The 17,052-nt window shown below is 67.1% G+C and carries 19 protein-coding genes; 12 read left to right on the forward strand and 7 right to left on the reverse strand.

The features are described 5' to 3' along the window. Nucleotides 1-33: 33 nt before the first annotated feature. Complete coding sequence (locus tag HNQ61_RS02100; RefSeq protein WP_170031202.1) at nt 34-408, reverse strand: hypothetical protein; 375 nt, start codon at nt 406-408, stop codon at nt 34-36. 46 nt (nt 409-454) lie between these two features. Further along, on the reverse strand, nt 455-1,585 hold the full coding sequence (locus tag HNQ61_RS02105; protein ID WP_170031204.1) for an MBL fold metallo-hydrolase: 1,131 nt from the start codon (nt 1,583-1,585) through the stop codon (nt 455-457). Nucleotides 1,586-1,640: 55 nt separating this feature from the next. Here HNQ61_RS02105 and HNQ61_RS02110 point away from each other — a divergent pair, with 55 nt between their 5' ends. The 6 genes from HNQ61_RS02110 (at nt 1,641) to HNQ61_RS02135 (ending at nt 5,100) form a co-directional block, all read left to right on the forward strand. Next, on the forward strand, nt 1,641-2,567 hold the full coding sequence (locus HNQ61_RS02110) for a CPBP family intramembrane glutamic endopeptidase (protein ID WP_170031206.1): 927 nt from the start codon (nt 1,641-1,643) through the stop codon (nt 2,565-2,567). A 377-nt stretch (nt 2,568-2,944) separates the two neighbouring features. Beyond that, the gene (locus HNQ61_RS02115; RefSeq protein WP_170031208.1) at nt 2,945-3,301 is read left to right on the forward strand and encodes a type II toxin-antitoxin system RelE/ParE family toxin; all 357 of its coding nucleotides are present in this window, start codon (nt 2,945-2,947) and stop codon (nt 3,299-3,301) included. Next, nucleotides 3,294-3,656, forward strand: a complete 363-nt coding sequence (locus HNQ61_RS02120) for a helix-turn-helix domain-containing protein (protein ID WP_170031210.1) — start codon at nt 3,294-3,296, stop codon at nt 3,654-3,656. Before HNQ61_RS02115 ends, HNQ61_RS02120 begins: the two co-directional genes overlap by 8 nt. 91 nt (nt 3,657-3,747) lie before the next feature. Continuing rightward, the gene (locus tag HNQ61_RS02125; RefSeq protein ID WP_170031212.1) at nt 3,748-3,954 is read left to right on the forward strand and encodes a hypothetical protein; all 207 of its coding nucleotides are present in this window, start codon (nt 3,748-3,750) and stop codon (nt 3,952-3,954) included. Nucleotides 3,955-4,364: 410 nt separating this feature from the next. Further along, nucleotides 4,365-4,802, forward strand: a complete 438-nt coding sequence (locus HNQ61_RS02130) for a hypothetical protein (protein ID WP_170031214.1) — start codon at nt 4,365-4,367, stop codon at nt 4,800-4,802. Then, nucleotides 4,765-5,100, forward strand: coding sequence for a Txe/YoeB family addiction module toxin (locus HNQ61_RS02135; protein ID WP_170031216.1), 336 nt, complete (start codon nt 4,765-4,767; stop codon nt 5,098-5,100). The genes HNQ61_RS02130 and HNQ61_RS02135 overlap by 38 nt, the downstream gene beginning before the upstream one ends. A gap of 95 nt (nt 5,101-5,195) precedes the next feature. Here the strand turns inward: HNQ61_RS02135 and HNQ61_RS02140 are convergent, their stop codons facing one another. The 5 genes from HNQ61_RS02140 to treS all read right to left on the reverse strand — a co-directional run bounded on the left by HNQ61_RS02140 (nt 5,196) and on the right by treS (nt 12,664). Next, complete coding sequence (locus tag HNQ61_RS02140) at nt 5,196-5,732, reverse strand: hypothetical protein (RefSeq protein ID WP_170031219.1); 537 nt, start codon at nt 5,730-5,732, stop codon at nt 5,196-5,198. A 75-nt stretch (nt 5,733-5,807) separates the two neighbouring features. Next, a complete protein-coding gene (locus tag HNQ61_RS02145) occupies nt 5,808-6,515 on the reverse strand; it encodes an SDR family NAD(P)-dependent oxidoreductase (RefSeq protein WP_170031221.1) in 708 nt (235 codons plus the stop codon). Further along, nucleotides 6,508-8,088: a 4-alpha-glucanotransferase gene (gene malQ / locus HNQ61_RS02150; protein ID WP_205761120.1), complete on the reverse strand. Its 1,581-nt coding sequence runs from the start codon at nt 8,086-8,088 to the stop codon at nt 6,508-6,510. The genes HNQ61_RS02145 and malQ overlap by 8 nt, the downstream gene beginning before the upstream one ends. Continuing rightward, nucleotides 8,088-9,386 carry an alpha-amylase family protein gene (locus HNQ61_RS02155; protein WP_170031223.1) on the reverse strand — a complete coding sequence of 433 codons (1,299 nt, stop codon included), beginning with the start codon at nt 9,384-9,386 and terminating at the stop codon, nt 8,088-8,090. Before HNQ61_RS02155 ends, malQ begins: the two co-directional genes overlap by 1 nt. Further along, nucleotides 9,383-12,664 carry a maltose alpha-D-glucosyltransferase gene (treS, locus tag HNQ61_RS02160; RefSeq protein ID WP_183685450.1) on the reverse strand — a complete coding sequence of 1,094 codons (3,282 nt, stop codon included), beginning with the start codon at nt 12,662-12,664 and terminating at the stop codon, nt 9,383-9,385. The genes HNQ61_RS02155 and treS overlap by 4 nt, the downstream gene beginning before the upstream one ends. 162 nt (nt 12,665-12,826) lie before the next feature. On the opposite strand from treS, the gene HNQ61_RS02165 reads away from it, so the two are divergent. From HNQ61_RS02165 to HNQ61_RS02190, 6 genes are all read left to right on the forward strand, one after another. Further along, nucleotides 12,827-13,237, forward strand: a complete 411-nt coding sequence (locus tag HNQ61_RS02165) for an Imm1 family immunity protein (RefSeq protein WP_170031227.1) — start codon at nt 12,827-12,829, stop codon at nt 13,235-13,237. Between the two features lie 694 nt (nt 13,238-13,931). Next, a complete protein-coding gene (locus HNQ61_RS02170) occupies nt 13,932-14,201 on the forward strand; it encodes a hypothetical protein (protein WP_170031229.1) in 270 nt (89 codons plus the stop codon). 143 nt (nt 14,202-14,344) lie between these two features. Further along, nucleotides 14,345-14,665 carry a hypothetical protein gene (locus HNQ61_RS02175; protein WP_170031231.1) on the forward strand — a complete coding sequence of 107 codons (321 nt, stop codon included), beginning with the start codon at nt 14,345-14,347 and terminating at the stop codon, nt 14,663-14,665. A gap of 127 nt (nt 14,666-14,792) precedes the next feature. Next, entirely contained in the window at nt 14,793-15,035 is a 243-nt protein-coding gene (locus HNQ61_RS02180) for a hypothetical protein (protein ID WP_170031233.1), read from the forward strand. 894 nt (nt 15,036-15,929) lie between these two features. Then, nucleotides 15,930-16,529 carry a TRADD-N-associated membrane domain-containing protein gene (locus HNQ61_RS02185; RefSeq protein WP_170031235.1) on the forward strand — a complete coding sequence of 200 codons (600 nt, stop codon included), beginning with the start codon at nt 15,930-15,932 and terminating at the stop codon, nt 16,527-16,529. A 120-nt stretch (nt 16,530-16,649) separates the two neighbouring features. Next, nucleotides 16,650-17,024, forward strand: a complete 375-nt coding sequence (locus HNQ61_RS02190; RefSeq protein WP_170031237.1) for a DUF1294 domain-containing protein — start codon at nt 16,650-16,652, stop codon at nt 17,022-17,024. Nucleotides 17,025-17,052 lie beyond the last annotated feature (28 nt).

Raw genomic sequence — 17,052 nt, forward strand, 5'->3', positions numbered from 1 at the left:
TCGGGATCGGACGCGCTTGATGCGCGCGGCCGCTCAGGGCGTGCGCGGTGCCGGCTCGGTGCGGATGTCGTCGGCGGTGTTGCGCTCGCGGTCCGGCCCGGCCGACGCGATGGTGTACGTCCGCCGGGTGAGCGTCAGAAAGTAGGGCTCGCCCCACGAGTCCAGCGAAGCGCCCGCACCCTCGCGCGAGTCGATGAACCGCTCGAATTCCGAGGGCTTGGGAATGGTGCCGGTGGTGGCCTGCTCGCGCGCCACGAGCCGCTGAATGTCCTTGACCTCGTTGCGCACCGTCCAGTTGTAGAGCGGGTTGAGGGCGATCTCAACTTCCGGGCGCACGCGTTCGCGTAGCGGCTTTACGAACACCACCGCCGCCACCAGCAGCACCAGGCACCACACCAGCTTGGACATCGCATGCTCCGGGGTTGCTTGAGCGGGCCCCGTGCGGGCCCGTAGGTCATCGCGCGGCGAACCGCGCCGCGCCGTGTTCGTCTTCCGCCACCACGGCCCGCCCCGCGGCCGCCAGCCGGTCCAGGTGCGCCAGCGTTTCGCGCACGGCCAGCATGCGGGTAGAAACGCCCATTTCCCGCCCGGGATAGCGCCGGTCCACCACCTGCCAGCAGGTCAGCCCGTCATCCCCCAGCAACCCGGCGACGGTGTCGGATTCCGCGTCCGCCGCGGCGAGCAGCTCGGCGATGCGCCCGCTTCCGTCCGCGATGGGGTCGCCGTGGCCGGGGAGGACGAGCGACGGGGCCAGCGCCAGCAGCCGGTGCAGCGCCGCCCCGTAGTCGCCCACGGGATCGGCCCGCTGCCGGTTTACGCCCAGCGTGGGGGTGATGCGGGGAAGGACGGCGTCGCCCGCGATCAGCACTCCGTCCTCGGCGCGAAAGAGCGAAAGGTGGCCGGCCGTGTGCCCCGGCGTCCACAGCCACCGCCATCCCGGCGCACCGTCCAGCTCGCCCGATTCGCCATCCAGCATCACGTCTGCCGCCACCGGCGGGGCGAGGCCTTCCGCGCCCTGGCGCGCCGCCTCCACCGCCCGCAGCACCTCGTCCGGAGCGCCCGCCCGGCGCAGCAGCGCGGCGCGGTAGTCCGCCTCGTCGTCCGGGTGCGCGGCCGCGTGCGCCATCCGCTCCACGTCCAGCCGGTGCATGACCACCGTGGCGCCGGACGCCTGCGCGGCGCGCGCGGCGAGCCCCACGTGGTCCATGTGCATGTGCGTGACCACGTGGATGCGCACCGCGTCCCATCCCCCCGCCGCGGCGTGCACGCCGGCGTCCAGCGCGGACCAGGCTTCGGGGGTGTTCAGCCCGCCATCCACCAGCATCGCCCCGCCGTCCGCCAGCTGGACGACCCAGGCGTGCACCTGCGTAGGGCGGAACGGAAGCGGGGTGGTGACGCGCCACACGCCGGGCGCAACCTGCGGAACGGCCGGCGGTTCGGAGGCGGCCCGGGCGGGATGGGAAATCGTCGCGCTCCCTGCGTGGACGCCAGCGATCAAAAGGAGTGTAGGATGAAATATGGCGCGGATGGCGGCGGAGGCAAGGAAGTTCGTGGACGGCTGCCACGGCGCGGGTGTCGCGGGCATCCGCCGGGGGATAGATTCGGCGCGGTTTTCAGCGTTTCCCCCGCCCCGCTGCCACATGCCCCACGCCGCAGATGAACGCCAGGGACGCCCGCTGGCCGCCATGCTTCTGTACCTGGCCTTCGTGTTCGCGGGCGGGGCGTTGCTGGCGCCGTGGCTGTACCACGCGGTACAGGCGCTGGCGGAGGGCAACCGCGGCCTGGAGGAAGTCGCGTCTACCCCGTTCGCCCGGTACGTGAACCGCGCGCTGCTGGGGATGGCGCTCGTGGGCCTGCCCTTCTTTCTGCGCGGCGCAGGAATCCGCCGCTGGCGCCATGTGGGAGTCGCGCCGGGATTGATCCAGTGGCGCCGGTTCGCGGCCGGCTTCGGCCTCGGCTTCACCTCGCTGGCGATGGTGTGCGCGATCGCGCTGGCGGCGGGCGGCCGCGATCTGCGCCCGCGCGGCGCGGGAGAACTGGCCGCGCAGTTCCTGGGCGCGCTGGCGACCGCGCTGGTTGTGGCGGCAATGGAGGAACTGCTCTTTCGCGGTGCGTTCTTTGGCGGATTGCGAAAGGTGGTGCCCTGGGGCGCGGCCGTGGCGGGGAGCAGCGCGGTGTACGCCATCGTCCACTTCATGGGCCGCCCCGCGAATCCGCCGGTGGTGGACTGGACCGCCGGCCTGCGCGTGCTTCCCGGAATGCTGGCGGGGATGACGGCGCTGCACACGCTCTTTCCCGCGTTTCTGAGCTTGGCGCTGGCGGGAACCATTCTGGCGCTGGCGTACCACTGGACGGGCGAACTGTCCGCATCCATCGGCATCCACGCGGGGTGGATCTTCTGGCTCAAGTACTATGGGATGATTACTCGCGGCGCGCCCGGCGCGGATCCCTGGTTCTGGGGGAGCCGCAAGCTGGTGGATGGATGGCTGGCATTCATCGCCATCGTCGTCGTGCTGGGGATCGTGCTGCTGATGGCCAGGCGCGGCAGAATCACCGCCGCGCGCTGAGCGTCCGCGGCGCTCCGGAACAAACGGCTCCGCGCCAGGGTTGGCGCGGAGCCGTTCCGTTTCAGGGAGGCCTCTCGCGGGAGACCGTCCCCGTTCAGGCGGTTCGTTTCGCGTTGTTCCCTCCCCCGTCCGTGCGCCGAGTTTCACGCGCGGATACCCGACTCCAGCCCACCTGACGCACTCACGCACTGGCTTTCTGTCCGAACTCCGCGTCCAGCTCATCTGTGGCGCGGCGGGAGCGCTCTTCCCGAGCCACGTCCCGGACCCGTTTCCGGACACTGCTTACGCTCACGTTCCTGCCCCGCTAGTATCCCCGCAGTCTGGTCTCAACGTCCACCTTGAGACTTTCCGCGGGTTTACTTATACGTTAACTTCGGATGCGTGAGATCGTTTTCTACCGCACGCCGTCCGGCCGGTCACCGGTGCAGGATTTTCTCGATGACCTCAGCCCCGATGCGGCAGACAGGATTGGGGATACGCTGCAAGCCATTGCCACGTCGGACCAGATCTCGGCGCAGGTGCTGAAGAAGCTGGCGGGCACGGATGGATTGTGGGAACTGCGCATCCGGCATGATGGCAGCGCATTCCGCCTGCTGAGCTTCTGGGATGGAACGCGGATCATCGTGCTTCTCTCCGCGTTCTCAAAGAAGTCGGAGAAAACTCCCGTTCTGGAGATTCAGGTGGCCCAGCGCCGCCGCCGCGACTACGTGAACCGGAAGGGCCACAATGGATGATCTGGACCGGTACATCGCCCACCGCGCCGCATGGGATCCCGAGTTCGCCGAAGGGTCCGAGCGCCGCCGCCGCGCGTTCAGAATTGGATTCATGCTGCAGCAGGCGCGGCTCAAGGCCGGGCTGACGCAGCGCGAAGTCGCGGAGCGGCTGGGGACGAACAAGTCGGCCATCAGCCGCATGGAGAACCACGCCGCTGACATCGGCCTCTCCACGCTGCAGCGCTACGCCGAGGCGGTCGGCTGCATCCTTGCGCTGGAACTGCGCCCCGAGGCGGAGGGCTGGATTCCGCGCGTGCAGGCCGCCCTTGCCAAGGAGGGACCGCACGCCCCGGAACACGCCGCCACCGGCGACTAGCGTCCATCGCGGCGCAGACGGGGGAGGCCGCCAGCACCCGAACCCGGCCGGCGGCGTTCCGGCGAGACTTTTCACGACAGCAGCCAATCACATGGCCACCAGACTCGACAAGCCGATCAAACGCGAGTTGGAGATCGAGGGGCACACCTACACCGTCACCCTTGCGCCTGATGGAGTGAAGGTGGTGGAAAAGGGGAAGCGGAAGGGCGTATCGGTCTCGTGGCAGGCCTTTGTGAGCGGTGATGCGGCGCTCGCGGCGGAACTCCGGGCCTCTCTCGACGCGCTTCCCGCGAAGTAAGGGTCGCGCCGCAGGCCGTGCGCACCTGATCCGTGATCGCGTCTGTCGGAAAGCGGATGCTATTCATTGCTCCACGACCTGACGCGGTTTCCCGGAATGCGTGGGCTGTGGATTCGGAATCCGTTGTGCAGGTTGAACATGAGGGTCGCGCCGCAGGCCGTGCGCACCTGATCCGTGATCGCGTCTGTCGGAAAGCGGATGCTATTCATTGCTCCACGACCTGACGCGGTTTCCCGGAATGCGTGGGCTGTGGATTCGGAATCCGTTGTGCAGGTTGAACATGGCGGAACTGAGGCTCGCCAAGGCGCGCTCCCAACACGCCAGCACCCGGACTGCTTTCCGGACGTAACTTGACGAATGGCAGGGAGATGAGCGATCGTCCAGAGCGTAACCACCCAAGGAGACCGCGCATGTCGATCAACGTCAGAAAGCTTGGATCCCTGCTTCGCCGCCCCGCCGCCCGCCTCCGTGGTAGGCGCAACGATGACTTGTTGCTCTTCAGCACCGAAGAGAACGCCACGCGCCTGCGCGAAGCCCTCGCGGATTCGCGCGCGGACCGCAACATGATTCCGCTCTCAGTCGCAGCGCTCCCCCGTCCGGAGTGGATGTCGGACGATCAGTTCGGCGATCTCACAAGGGCTTTTACCAGCGCTCTCGCACGGCGTGGGCTTCTGGAAGCGGACGAGGTTCGGGCCGAGTTCGACCTGGAAAGCTTCGTGCGCCCCGCGTGGATGTCGCGTGAAGCGTTCAGGCGTTTCAAGGTTGCCCGCGCCGAACTTCTCAGCGGCGGAGGACGCGAGATGACCGTGGATGAACTCAGGTCCGAGTTCGGGCTTGAGCGGGGCTGACGCGGTATCCAGCGACCATTCGCATCGCCCGCAGTCTCGCCGCGCACTCCTCAGCTCTCAGTTCCTGGATGACCTCGTATTCTGGATTCAGACGAGTCCCCGGACCGCGATCCGCCTGATTCGGATTGTGGAAGAAGTGCTGCGAGATCCAGCAATGGGAATCGGCAAGCCTGAGCGGCTGAAAGGCATGGGTGGCACGTGGTCACGTCGGCTCACGCAGGAGCATCGCGTGCTCTACCGCGTCGGTGACGAGCACGTGATGTTCGATCAGGCCAGATCGCACTATGGCGACCGGTGATGGAAGAGCGGCAATCGCGGCTTGGTCGAATGCAGAACGCCCCCGGCAAGAGGGCCGGGGGCGTTCGCACGTTCATCGCCGCTGGGCGAAAGCGACTACATGGCCGCGGTGGCAGACTGGGCCGGGATGGCGCCGCAGACGACCGGGCTGCCCGGCTCGGTGCCGGACTTCTCGTGGTAGGCCACGATGTGCTTGCCGTTCATCACCGTCGCCAGGGGGACGGGGATGGTGGTGCTGGACGTGCCCGTTCCGTTCGCCAGCGTCACGTCCTGCAGCGGCACAACCACCTTGCCCGGCGCGTCGCAGGTGCCCTCGTGGATGTGGCCGGAGTGCGTGGTGGTTCCCGGCGCGGTCAGCGTAACGGCGACCATGGACTCGTTGGCGCCGTGATCCATCACCTGCACCTGCCCGGTGACGCCCGATGCGCCGACCGCGTTCATCGCGACCATGCCGGCGGCCGGCGCGGCCGCGCCGCTGTCCATGGCGGGTGCCGGCGCGGGGTTCATTTCCGGCGCGGGTGCCGCCGAAACGGTGGCCGTGCTGTCCGCGGCTCCGCCTTCCGCCGCGTCACCGCCGCCGCATGCGGCAAACGCGAGGGGAAGCGCCGAAACCATCCAGAAGCGTGCGTTCATCGTGGAACTCCAGGCCTGTGTGAGTTGCCCTGCTCGAATACTGCAGGCGCAGAGTACGGCCGTGAAGAGCCATGGTCAAGGTTTGTATAAACTTCTGCCATCCACCGGAACCGTCGCTCCGGTCACTGCACCCGATTCGGAAGACGCCAGAAACAGGATCACGCGGGCGATTTCCTCTGGCGCCGTCCACGATGCGGTGTCCGCGCCGGGCATGGCGGCGCGGTTGGCGGGCGTGTCGATGGTGCCGGGGAGCACGGCGTTCACGCGCAGCCGGCCGCGGTTTTCTTCCGCGACGGCCTCGGTCAGCGTCAGCAGGGCGGCTTTGGAGATAGCGTACGCCGCGTGTCCTCGCCGGCCCGTGAGCGCCGCGCGGGAGGAAACGAAGACCATGGCGCCGCCCGGGCGGATGCGCGGGACGGCGGCGCGGACGAGCAGAAAGGCGCCGCGCAGGTTGATGTCCATCATCCGGTCCCAATCGGCGATGGACGTTTCGTGCAGCGGCGGGCCGCCCGCGTAGCCGCCCACCGTATGCACCACGGCGTCCAATCCGCCCGCCCACTCGGTCGTGCGCTGGACGGAGAGGGTCGCGCCCTCCTCCGTCGTGAGGTCGGCGGCGAACGAAGTCAGCCGGTCCCCGTGTTCCGAGGCGAGCGCAGCCAGCGCATCGTCCCCGCTGCGGTGCGTGGGGACGGCGACGCGCCATCCCGCATCCAGAAACGCCGCGATCACCGCGCGCCCCAGCCCGCCCGTGCCGCCGGTGACCAGGGCAACGCGGTCACTCATCCTCGTCCGACAGTTCGGGCTCCGGAACCGGAAGCTGGCGCTTGGCGGCGACCACTCGGCCTGCGAGCCGCTCCGCCAGTTCCGGCGTAAGGTCGCCGGCGTGAAAGCGCCACGCCCAGTTGCCGTCCGCCACGCCCGGCGTGTTCATCCGCGCCTGGCCGCCGAGCCCGAGCACGTCCTGCAGCGGCATGATGGCCCACCCCGCGCGGGAGCGCAGGACGGTGTCGATCATCGTCCAGTTCATCTCCCGGTCGCTGGTCGCGGCCAGCCCGTCCGCGGCGGCGCGCTCTTCCCGCCCCGCGTCGGCGTACCAGCCGAGCGAGGTGTCGTTGTCGTGCGTGCCGGTGTACGCGACCGAGTTGGCGATGTAGTTGGCCGGCAGGTGCGGATTCGTCGGATCATCCCCGCCGAAGGCGAACTGCAGCACGCGCATCCCGGGCAGGCCCAGGTTGTCGCGCAGCTTTTCCACCTCTTCCGTGATGATGCCCAGGTCTTCCGCGATCAGCGGCAGCGAGCCGAACGCACCGCGCAGCGCCTCGAAGAACGCGCGCCCCGGGCCCGGCCGCCAGTCGCCGTTGACCGCCGTCTTCTCCTTGGCCGGCACCGCCCAGTAGCTCTCGAAGCCGCGGAAGTGGTCGATGCGCACCACGTCCACCATCTCCATGGTCCGCCGGAAGCGCGCAATCCACCACGCGAACCCGTCCCGCATCATCAGGTCCCAGCGGTACAGCGGGTTGCCCCAGCGCTGGCCCGTCTTGCTGAAGTAGTCCGGCGGCACGCCGCTGACGGCCAGCGGCAGCCCGGCGTCGTTCAGCTCGAACAGCTCCTGGTTTGCCCACACGTCCGCGCTGTCCTGCGCCACGAAGATGGGCACGTCGCCCACGACCTTGATGCCGAGGCCGTTGGCGTACGCGCGCACCGCGGACCACTGCAGGTCGAACAGGTACTGCGCGTACGCGTGCCGCTCGATGGCGTCTGCGTGCTCCGTCCGCGCGGCGGCCAGCGCCTCCACATCCCGCGTGCGCAGCGGGTCCGGCCAGGCCGTCCACTCGCGGCCGCCGTGCACCTCGCGCAGCGCCATGAACAGCGCCCAGTCGTCCAGCCAGGCGCGGTGCTCGTGGCGCCATCCCGCGAAGTCCTCGCGCAGTTCGTCGTCCGCGTCCTCGCGATAAACCTGGTACGCGGCGCGGACGACGTCATCCTTCCACCGCGCGATGGCGGGAAAATCCACGTCGCCGTCGCCCATGTCCGCGGGAGGCGCCGCGGCCTCGTCCGTCAGCAGGCCGTGCAGCGCCAGCTCCGGCGCGCTGAGCAGCATGGGATTGCCGGCGAAGGCGGAGAGCGCGTTGTACGGCGAGCCGCCCTCGTTTACCGCCACCAGCGGCAGCACCTGCCACAGCGACTGCCCCGCGCGCGCCAGCCAGTCCACGAACCGGAACGCCTGCTCGCCCAGGTCGCCGATCCCCGGTCCGGGGAGCGACGTGGGATGGAGGAGGACGCCGCTCGCCCGCCCGCCGATGGTGGCCGACTGCTCCATCGACGTCTTGTCCGCCCCGGCCGCCGACCCCGCCATCAGACGGCCTCCGGGAGCAGGGGGAGGACGTAGGCGACCTCGGCGCGCTCCAGCGTCAGCGTGGCGGGAACGGGTTCCCCGCCCTCCTGGTAGCCGTCACGGCAGACGCGGTGCAGCCGGTAGTTGTGCGGCGCGCGGACGATCTCGCCCAGCGGCACCTCGCGCGTTTCCTTCCACACCTTGTTGACCAGGATCACGCCCGCGCTCTCGTTGGCGTCATCCGAACGGCGCAGGATGAGGGTGTCGCCGTCCATCCCGCCGAGCGGGCGCAGGTGCCCCTCGCCGTTCAGCAGCGGGTGCGTGCGCTTGAGCCGGTTCACGCGGGTGATGAACGGCCGCAGGTCCACGTGTCGCCGCTCCCAGTCCGTGGGCACCGTCCGCACGACATCCACCTGTTTGCGGAAGCCGAATTCGTAGCCGACGGGCATCATCACGCCCGCGCTGTACGCGGCGGCAAAGGCGTAGCGCTGCTTCTGCACCGCCACATCGCCGTCCGTCTCAGCCGCCAGGCGGGGCGTGTCGTGCGATTCGGGGAACGCGATGGACGGCGCGATGGCGCCGAACGCCTCGTGCTGCGCCAGCGCCCACGGCTCGCTGAAGTTCCACCACTTGGACGAGTTGAAGAAGAAGTCGAACCCCGCCGACTTCAGCGCCACCACGTCCTCCACCGGCGCGCCCAGCGTCTCCGCGAAGAAGACGACGTCCTCGTCCACCTTCTTCGCTTCCCCGATCAGATACCGCCACAGCCCGGCCGGAACCTTGTACGCGGCGTCGCAGCGGAATCCGCGGAAGCCGAGTTCCACGGCTTCGCGGACCAGCTGCGCCCAGTAGCGCCACAGCCCTTCGCGGTCGTGGTGCGTCAGGTTCTCGATCTCCGCCAGGTCGCCCCACGTGGTGACCTTGGACGGATCGTCCGGATCGACCACGAAGGGGCTGCGCACCTGGCCGTGCTCGTCGCGCGCGTACCAGCCGGGATGCTGGTCGATGAGCGGCGAATCCTTGCTGGTGTGATTGACCACGAGGTCCATCACCGGGCGGATGCGCATCTCGTTCATCTGCGCCAGCGCCGCGCGCAGCGGCTCCAGGCTTAGCGAATCCGCTCCCGCGGGAAGGAACGCGGGGTTCAGCCGGCGGAAATCCTTGACCGCGTACAGGCTGCCGCTGAACCCGGGGTAGTGCCACGGGTTCAGGTACAGCCAGTCGAACTCCATCTCCCGCGCGCGCCGGGCATGCTCCGCCCAGCGCGTCGTGGGGCCCACCAGCCGCGGGAAAAGATTGTAGATCAGCGGCGGATTCACGCGCGCCCTCCCAGGATCGCGCGGATTCCCTCCACCGGCACCCACAGCCAGTCCGGGCGGTTGTTCATCTCGTAACCCAGCTCGTACACGGCCTTTTCCAACTCGAAGACGGCCAGCACGCGCGTCATCGTCTCCTCATCCGCCGGGACGATGTTCGATCCTTCGACCGTACGCCGGTAGGCGTTCAGGAACAGGGTGCGCGCCTCGCGCTCCCACGCCTGCGCCCAGCGCTCCAGCGACATGCGCAGGCGGAAGTCGTCGCTGCGGTGCTCGTGCATCGCCATCCGCACCGCGTAGTTGAAGCTGCGCAGCATGCCCGCCACGTCGCGCAGCGCGGACTTCTTGCTGCGGCGGTCCGCCAGCGGCCGCGCCGGCTCGCCCTCGAAGTCCAGCACGTACCACTCGCTCCCGCCCTCCGCCGGCTTGCGCGCGCGCAGCACCTGGCCCAGGTGGTAGTCGCCGTGGTAGCGGATCTTGACCGTGTTTCCGGCCAGCGCGCGCAGGTCCTCGCCGCGGTGGCGCAGGTCCGGCGCGTTGCGGACGATCTCGCCCAGCGGCCCCTGCACCGCCTGCGGGAAGGAGCCGGGGATCGCCTCCAGCTGCCGCCCCAGGTCCGCCAGCACCGTATCCACCTGCTTGCGGAACTCCTCGATGGCGCGCTGCACGTCGTCCTCGGTCGCCGGCTCCGGCGCGAAGTCCGGATCGTCATCCACCGAGGCGAGCGCCAGGTGCATGCGGCCCGTAGTCTCGCCCAGCCGCTCGATGCCGGGGAACGTCTCGCCCGCCATGCGCCGCACCGCCTCGCGGCCGCTGACGGTCTCCGGATCCGCCGCGCTGCGGGCCGCGGCGGACAGGTAGCGGTCCAGCCCCTTGAGCGTGACCTTCCACGCGTCGCCGTCGTTGGGGATGAACTGGAACAGCCCCGCGACGGAGTGCAGCCCGTCATCCTGGCCGGTGTAGTCGATCCACCCGGCCAGCGCGGGGACGGAGGTGAAGCCGGCGCGCTCCGACAGGAACCGCGTGACTTCCAGGTCCGGGTTGATCCCCGGCTCCAGCTTGCGGAACACCTTCATCACCAGCGACTCGTCGAACACCACCGAGGTGTTGCTCTGCTCCGCGCCCACAGGACGGACCGGGCCGACGGACTCCAGCTTCTCCACCGCGCCCGTGCGATGGCCGGTAAAGCGGCCGATGCGCGTGGTGAGGCTCATCTCCTGGTCCATCACCTCCAGCAGCGCGCCGGCCACGCGGCGGTCGGCCAGCGCCTCGTACAGCCGCACCTCTCCCGCCTCGCCGGGGTGCGAAGAGACGGGCTCCTGCTGCGCGCCCGCCTCGCCCGTGGGACGCAGCGTGAACGGAAGCAGGTACAGGTCCGGATCGCCTTCGCTGTAGCAGACGCGGGCAATGCCGAGAAGGAGCGTGGGCGCGCGCTCCGGGTGCAGCACCGCGTCGTCGGCGTGCTCCAGGCTGGTGACGTCGCGGGCCTTGCTGCGGAACCAGCGCTGGGCGCGGATCCACTCGGTGGGCACGCCGCCGATCAGCCGCTGGACCAGGTCGGTCCCTTCCAGCATGGCCGCGTCCTGCTGCGCCCACTCGCGCGCCAGCGCCGGATCCATCTCCAGCTCGTCCGCGCTGCGCGGGGTGCGCAGGGCGAACCAGAAGAAACCGTACGGGCTCAGCGTGAGCGAGTACGGGGTTTCATCCACCGGAAGGAACGCCGTGTCGCCCAGCAGTTCCACCGGGACGCGGCCGGCGTACTCCGCCAGATCCAGCTGCACGGCCTGCGCGGTTCCCGACAGGTTGTTGACCACCAGGATGGTGTCCTGCCCGTGCTCGCGGATGTAGGCGAGGACGTGCGGGTTTTCCGGCTCCAGAAAGCGGATGGCGCCGCGGCCGAACGCGCGGTGCTGCTTGCGGACGCGGACCAGGCGCTTGGTCCAGTTCAGCAGGCTGAACGGCGAGCGCTCCTGCGCCTCCACGTTGACGGCCTGGAATCCGTAGACGGCGTCGCTGATGGGCGGCAGGTACAGGCGCTGCGGCTCGGCGCGGCTGAAGCCGGCGTTGCGGTCCGGCGACCACTGCATGGGAGTGCGCACGCCGTCGCGGTCGCCCAGCCACACGTTGTCGCCCATGCCGATCTCGTCGCCGTAGTAGATGATGGGCGAGCCGGGCATGGTGAACAGGATGGAGTTCAGCAGCTCGATCTTGCGCCGGTCGTTGTCCATCAGCGGCGCCAGCCGGCGGCGGATGCCCAGGTTGATGCGCATCCGCGGGTCCGCGGCGTACTCGCGGTACATGTAGTCGCGTTCCTCGTCCGTCACCATTTCGAGCGTGAGCTCGTCATGGTTGCGCAGGAACATGCACCACTGCGCGTCTTCGGGGATGGCGGGCGTGCGCTCGATGATCTCCACGATCGGCTTGCGGATCCCCTGGCGCACGGCCATGAAGATGCGCGGCATGAGCGGAAAGTGGAACGCCATGTGGAACTCGGCGCCGTTCTCGTCGCCAAAGTACGGGCGCACGTCTTCCGGCCACTGGTTGGCTTCGGCCAGAAGGATGCGGCCCGGGTAGTTCTTTTCCAGCCGGATGCGGAATTCCTTGAGGATGTCGTGCGTTTCGGGGAGGTTTTCGCAGATGGTCCCCTCGCGCTCGATCAGGTACGGCACGGCGTCGGCGCGAAAGCCGTCCAGGCCGCGCTCCAGCCAGTATTCCATCACCTGGAACATCGCCTCCTTGACCTCGGGGTTGTCCCAGTTGAGGTCCGGCTGGTGGCTGAAGAAGCGATGCCAGTAGTACTGCCCCGCCACCGGGTCCCAGGTCCAATTGCTGGGCTCGGTGTCGGTAAAGATGATGCGGGCGTCCTTGTAGTCCGTGTCGTTGTCGCTCCACACGTAGTAGTTGCGCTCAGGCGAGCCCTTGGGGGCGCGGCGGGCGCGCTGGAACCACGGGTGGTCGCTGGACGTGTGGTTCAGCACCAGGTCGGCGATGACCTTGAGGCCGCGCTTGTGGGCTTCGTCCAGGAACTTCTGCACGTCGTCGAGCGTGCCGTACGACGGGTGGACGCCGTAGTAGTCGGCGATGTCGTAGCCGTCGTCACGCAGCGGCGACGGGTAGAACGGAAGGAGCCAGATGGCGTCGACGCCCAGGCCGGCCACGTAGTCCAGCCGCTGGATGAGCCCGCCGAAGTCGCCCACGCCGTCCTGCGCGGAGTCTTGAAAGGCCTTGACGTGAAGCTCGTAGAAAACGGCATCCTTGTACCACAGCGTATCGGCGCTCAACGCGGGGCTCCTGGTTGGGACGGTTGGTCTGGTCGTCGTCGGGACGGCGGCTGAACGGGCTCCGCCGGTACGGCAGGCTCCGAAATGTTCGCGCGGGCTGCAGGAAGCGCGCCGGGGTGGGGTGCAGGAGTTGCGGCGGCTTTGTTCAACCCGGGAGAAGACATGAACAGGTTCTACGACGTCGAGATCACGACCTTCGCTTCCGGCCTCCACACTTCGCGCGCTGTCGTGCACACGGCCGGCGAAGCCTGGGCCGCCGCGCGTGAGGCTGAGGCCCTTAATGCGTGTGTCCTGCTGGTCGGGTGCCAGACCCGGGACGTGAGCTACGGCGATTTTCACGTCTGGCTGGCTGGCGACCGCGCCTTCCTGCGCTTGGACGAGCATCGCGAATGGTACGCGAGGGGTTCCGCGCTCGATCAATCGAACGCTGAGAGCCCGGTCGAGTTCAGGACGCTGGACGGCACGTACTTCTCTGTGCCGCGCGCGGACACCGTAACGAGATCACAGGCATTCGAGGCGCTGGATTCCTGGCTGCAGACGGGTGAGATGCCGCCGAGCCTGCACTGGGCGTAAACCGCAGCGGAGCCGTGCGCTGGAGAGGCAGGAATTTTCTGCCGCCATCCATGATGTTTCGCGGCGGCGACCGCCTGGTGCACGGTGCCGGCGGTGATCGTCGGACCAGAAACGCGAAAGGATCCTCCCGCAACAGGAGGACCCTCGCTTATTCCCAGTCCTGGCTGAGCTACTCGCAGATGTATTCACAGCTGGGATACGTGATTATGCATTCGCACGGGCCGGTCGCGCACTGCGTCACGCACGTCTGGCCTCGCTGCGTTTCCAGGATCGCGTACACCGTACCTCCCATTTCCGCCCCGTGCGCCAGTTCAAACGTTTCCACCTTCAGTTCGCGTACGTTCAGTCCCAGCTTTCTCACGTGTGCCTCCATGCTCAAGGTGCGGTTCCGCGGACACCCGCAGAATGCATGGCCAGAGCGCCGCAGTCAACCTTTATCTGACATAAATAGTTTCTCTATCTGGAATCCAGCGACAGGACGCGACTTCGGCTGCTTGCCGGACCGCTTGGGTCTGCGGGGCTCGCGACTTACTCCTGGTATTCGGTACTCCTCACCATGACGGGCTGAAGTCTGGGTATCCGTCCGTTCACCACACACCGCTCATGGCCATGAGCTGCTCCAATAAAGGACGCGAAACAATTGCCACACAGACACTCCCGTGCTAACCTGCACGCTCCTCTCACCGGCAGAATCATGAGCAACTCGATGTGGCGCGTTGTGGGCATGGCGATATTGAGCGCGGGCGGCGCCACAATCGCAATCGCTTTGCGGGATCGCGCGGCACGGCGTACGTCACAGGGCGTGGCGGCGGGCGCGCTGATTGCCGGCTTCGGTGCGGTGGGGATCGGCGTGGCGGTCGCGATGCACTCCAATCCCCAGTCGTCGTGGATTCAGCTCGGGTTTGGGATGATCTTCATCGCGGGAATTCTGGTGCAGGCGCGCGCGAGAAGCATTCAGACGTAATCTGCACCCGCATGAACAGCGCTGATCCGTAACCGTCGGGAAGGGGCGGCTTCGCATGGAGGCCGTTGCGAACAGACTTGCGGGCGCGCCGTGCACCGCTGATCCTTGTATCGTTTGGCGGACTTCAACCACGGAGGTTTGTCATGATCAATCCGAGTCGCACGCTGTCGGTATCCGCCCGCCTCGCCGCAATGGCCGGAGTGTTCCTCCTTGCGGGTTGCGCGGCCATCCAGCCGCCGCCTGTACCGGCTGTGCCGCGAGTGCCATTCCTCGGGGAGCGGCCCAGCTTTGGAGAAGGGGGATGCAACGCATACGTGGTGCAGGCGCACGCGGCATGGGCTTCCGCGGGGGTCGCGAGCGACGATCCGGCCGTGATCGCCGCAGCGCAGGCGGCCGCGAACGCCGCCGCGGCAGCGGCGATGGCTGCCTACCATGACTGCGTGTGGCGCTCGAACCAGCCCTGACCTCGGCCCGCCGAGCGGGTCGTTGCAACGCCCCGGTTGGGATTGCGCGGGACGCTGGACCGGAGTGACTGTTCAGCCGCGCTGCCGCACCGCCCGAGCGGGCATTCTACATCCTGAAGAGAATCCTGTGAGACCAACCGCTTTCGTGGTGTGTCTGTTCGTCATGGCTGCGGCTTGTGTGGTGATCGCTGCTGCCGATGGTTCCTGGGGTTGGCTGATCGGCGCGGCTGCCTTCCTGGCGGTCGGGATGCTTGCGCGGGGCAAGCTGAGGAAGGAGCGTGAGGTCGGCTTGGCACCGGCCCGGTTCGGCTTTGTGGGTGTGTCGATGCTCGTGATGCTCGCCGCGATCCTTTTCATCATCTTCATCTGAAGCAGATCTGATCTCGCGGGATCGGCGGCCTACCGGCGGGGGGCGCTCGTGTTCGTACGGCCATTCCGTCCAACACAGCAGTCTACCCACGTATGGACCGCGGCCCACGGCTGCTGTGTTTCGTATCCAGCCCCACCTTCCATTGCCCGTTTACCGCCCCCGTGTATCGACAGAGCGAGCCCGTTCAGGGTGCGTCGAAGCCACAGGTGGTGTAAATCGAGGTCGGTCCGCACTGCCAGTATCCCGTCTCGCCACACTTCTCATTGCACGTAAAGCCGCCCAACGTGCAGTTGGCCGCCTCCGTGATCTCCGCAGCGTACACGCGGCCCCGCACACCAAGCTCCGCCGGTTCTACGAGGAATGAGTCCAGTGACGCGTCCAGATCAGCCATCGACAAGGCCATCTTGGTAGGAGCCATGGACGAACGTCCACGAAGCTTCGGGTCCATCAAGAGCTTTTCTGTCGGCATGGAAGTCCTTTCGCTCGAGTTCGCAACCACGCAGTCCAACCCGTTCCCGAACCGGGAACCAGTAGCGGACGCCGCCTCTACACCAGAATACACATTGAGTCCTTAAAGGACAATGCCCATCTCGACATCTCTTGTATGCGGTCGCAATTTCCGGGGCGGAACCCGATCGAGGTGAAGGCGATCCGGTCGCCGCAGCCTAACAAGCGGCTGCAGCGGATGCGGGGCCTCGCATGTTTTCGGGGTGAAGGATAGTCTTGTGCGCCGGCCCCGCACCCCTGACCTTGGAGGCGTTAGGCCGCTCGCGAGCAATGGTGCACCACCGCGAAAGTTGCTGTGTGTTGGGTGCTGTTCACTTTCCGGTGATTAACTGCTGGACGTGTGGCGCGCATTGTGTAGCGACGAAACCACATTGCGAAGGAAATAAAGTGGAGACGAAAGTGCAACAACCTGCGCATTATGCTGCTGGTGGCACCGGGCTTACAGATCCCATTACGGGAGAGATCAGTTCGCTGTCTGGACATGATCTTAACGTGAGTAACACGGTCTACTTACTTCGTGCAACGCAGCAACTCTCCGAAACCCGTCCAGATGATGTCCAAAAGATTGCAGCGTCGCAGATCGAGATCTTAAATAGCTACTACCTTGAAGTCCTAAAACAAGCCCAAAGCAGTTTCCGGTGGGCGATAGTGGCCGCTGGTACTGGGTTGCTGTTCTTTCTGGGCGCAATCAGTTTTCTCTTGATAGAGGCGTCACCCAGCGTTGCTACCATAAGCGCGTTAGGTGGAACGATCATCGAGGTAATCTCCGCGATCAACTTCTATTTCTATGGAAAGACCACTGAACAATTAGCAGCGTTCCATGATCGACTAGATCAAACTCAGCGCTTCCTATTAGCAAATAGCATCTGCGAGTCTTTGGATGGCGATGAAAGGCAGAAAGTTAGAGCTGAACTGATCAGAACGATTGCAGTCACTCCGAAGGCAATCATCAAAACAGATCGTTCAGTCGATGGAGGCGCGGCCTAACAATCGGCTGCAGGGGAGCGGGGCCTTGCATGGCTTTCGGCGCGAGAAATGCCTTGCGCGCCGGTCCCGTGCCCCTGACTCTTGTGCTTCACGCTACTCCTCACCGACCCGACAACTTCGATGGCGAACAACAGGCAGTCCGGTCGGGCGGGATGGCGAACAGCGGCTGCCGCTGTGGCTCTCGGCGCGCTGATCGCCGGATGGGCTGGAGCGCTGATCGCGCCGGCGGTCGCGATGGCCTACGCCGCACTGAGCGGTATCGCTTTCATGCTGTACCGCCATGACAAGAATGCGGCGCAAGCCGGCAGGATGCGCACGAGAGAACGGACACTGCACCTGATCGACCTGCTCGGCGGTTGGCCCGGAGGACTTCTCGCTCAAGACCGCTTTCGGCACAAGACGCGGAAATCGGCGTTCCAGTTCGTATTCTGGGCGACTGTGGCGATCAATTGCGCGCTGCTCGGCTGGCTTCTCAGCGCCGGCCGCCCCGCCTGACCTCGCTTGAGAGCGCCCGCTGGCCGAT

It is taken from the genome of Longimicrobium terrae, assembly GCF_014202995.1.
Lineage (GTDB): Bacteria > Gemmatimonadota > Gemmatimonadetes > Longimicrobiales > Longimicrobiaceae > Longimicrobium > Longimicrobium terrae.

Bases quoted from the DNA above. Each gene is read 5' to 3' on its own strand.
- HNQ61_RS02125 (WP_170031212.1), top strand. From the start codon at position 3,748: ATGGCCACCAGACTCGACAAGCCGATCAAACGCGAGTTGGAGATCGAG.
- HNQ61_RS02165 (WP_170031227.1), top strand. From the start codon at position 12,827: ATGAACAGGTTCTACGACGTCGAGATCACGACCTTCGCTTCCGGCCTC.
- malQ (WP_205761120.1), bottom strand. From the start codon at position 8,088: ATGGCGGGGTCGGCGGCCGGGGCGGACAAGACGTCGATGGAGCAGTCG.
- HNQ61_RS02120 (WP_170031210.1), top strand. From the start codon at position 3,294: ATGGATGATCTGGACCGGTACATCGCCCACCGCGCCGCATGGGATCCC.
- HNQ61_RS02140 (WP_170031219.1), bottom strand. From the start codon at position 5,732: ATGAACGCACGCTTCTGGATGGTTTCGGCGCTTCCCCTCGCGTTTGCC.
- HNQ61_RS02105 (WP_170031204.1), bottom strand. From the start codon at position 1,585: ATGCCCGCGACACCCGCGCCGTGGCAGCCGTCCACGAACTTCCTTGCC.
- HNQ61_RS02115 (WP_170031208.1), top strand. From the start codon at position 2,945: ATGCGTGAGATCGTTTTCTACCGCACGCCGTCCGGCCGGTCACCGGTG.
- HNQ61_RS02135 (WP_170031216.1), top strand. From the start codon at position 4,765: ATGAACTCAGGTCCGAGTTCGGGCTTGAGCGGGGCTGACGCGGTATCC.
- HNQ61_RS02130 (WP_170031214.1), top strand. From the start codon at position 4,365: ATGTCGATCAACGTCAGAAAGCTTGGATCCCTGCTTCGCCGCCCCGCC.
- HNQ61_RS02100 (WP_170031202.1), bottom strand. From the start codon at position 408: ATGTCCAAGCTGGTGTGGTGCCTGGTGCTGCTGGTGGCGGCGGTGGTG.
- HNQ61_RS02175 (WP_170031231.1), top strand. From the start codon at position 14,345: ATGATCAATCCGAGTCGCACGCTGTCGGTATCCGCCCGCCTCGCCGCA.
- HNQ61_RS02110 (WP_170031206.1), top strand. From the start codon at position 1,641: ATGCCCCACGCCGCAGATGAACGCCAGGGACGCCCGCTGGCCGCCATG.
- HNQ61_RS02145 (WP_170031221.1), bottom strand. From the start codon at position 6,515: ATGAGTGACCGCGTTGCCCTGGTCACCGGCGGCACGGGCGGGCTGGGG.
- HNQ61_RS02170 (WP_170031229.1), top strand. From the start codon at position 13,932: ATGAGCAACTCGATGTGGCGCGTTGTGGGCATGGCGATATTGAGCGCG.
- HNQ61_RS02190 (WP_170031237.1), top strand. From the start codon at position 16,650: ATGGCGAACAACAGGCAGTCCGGTCGGGCGGGATGGCGAACAGCGGCT.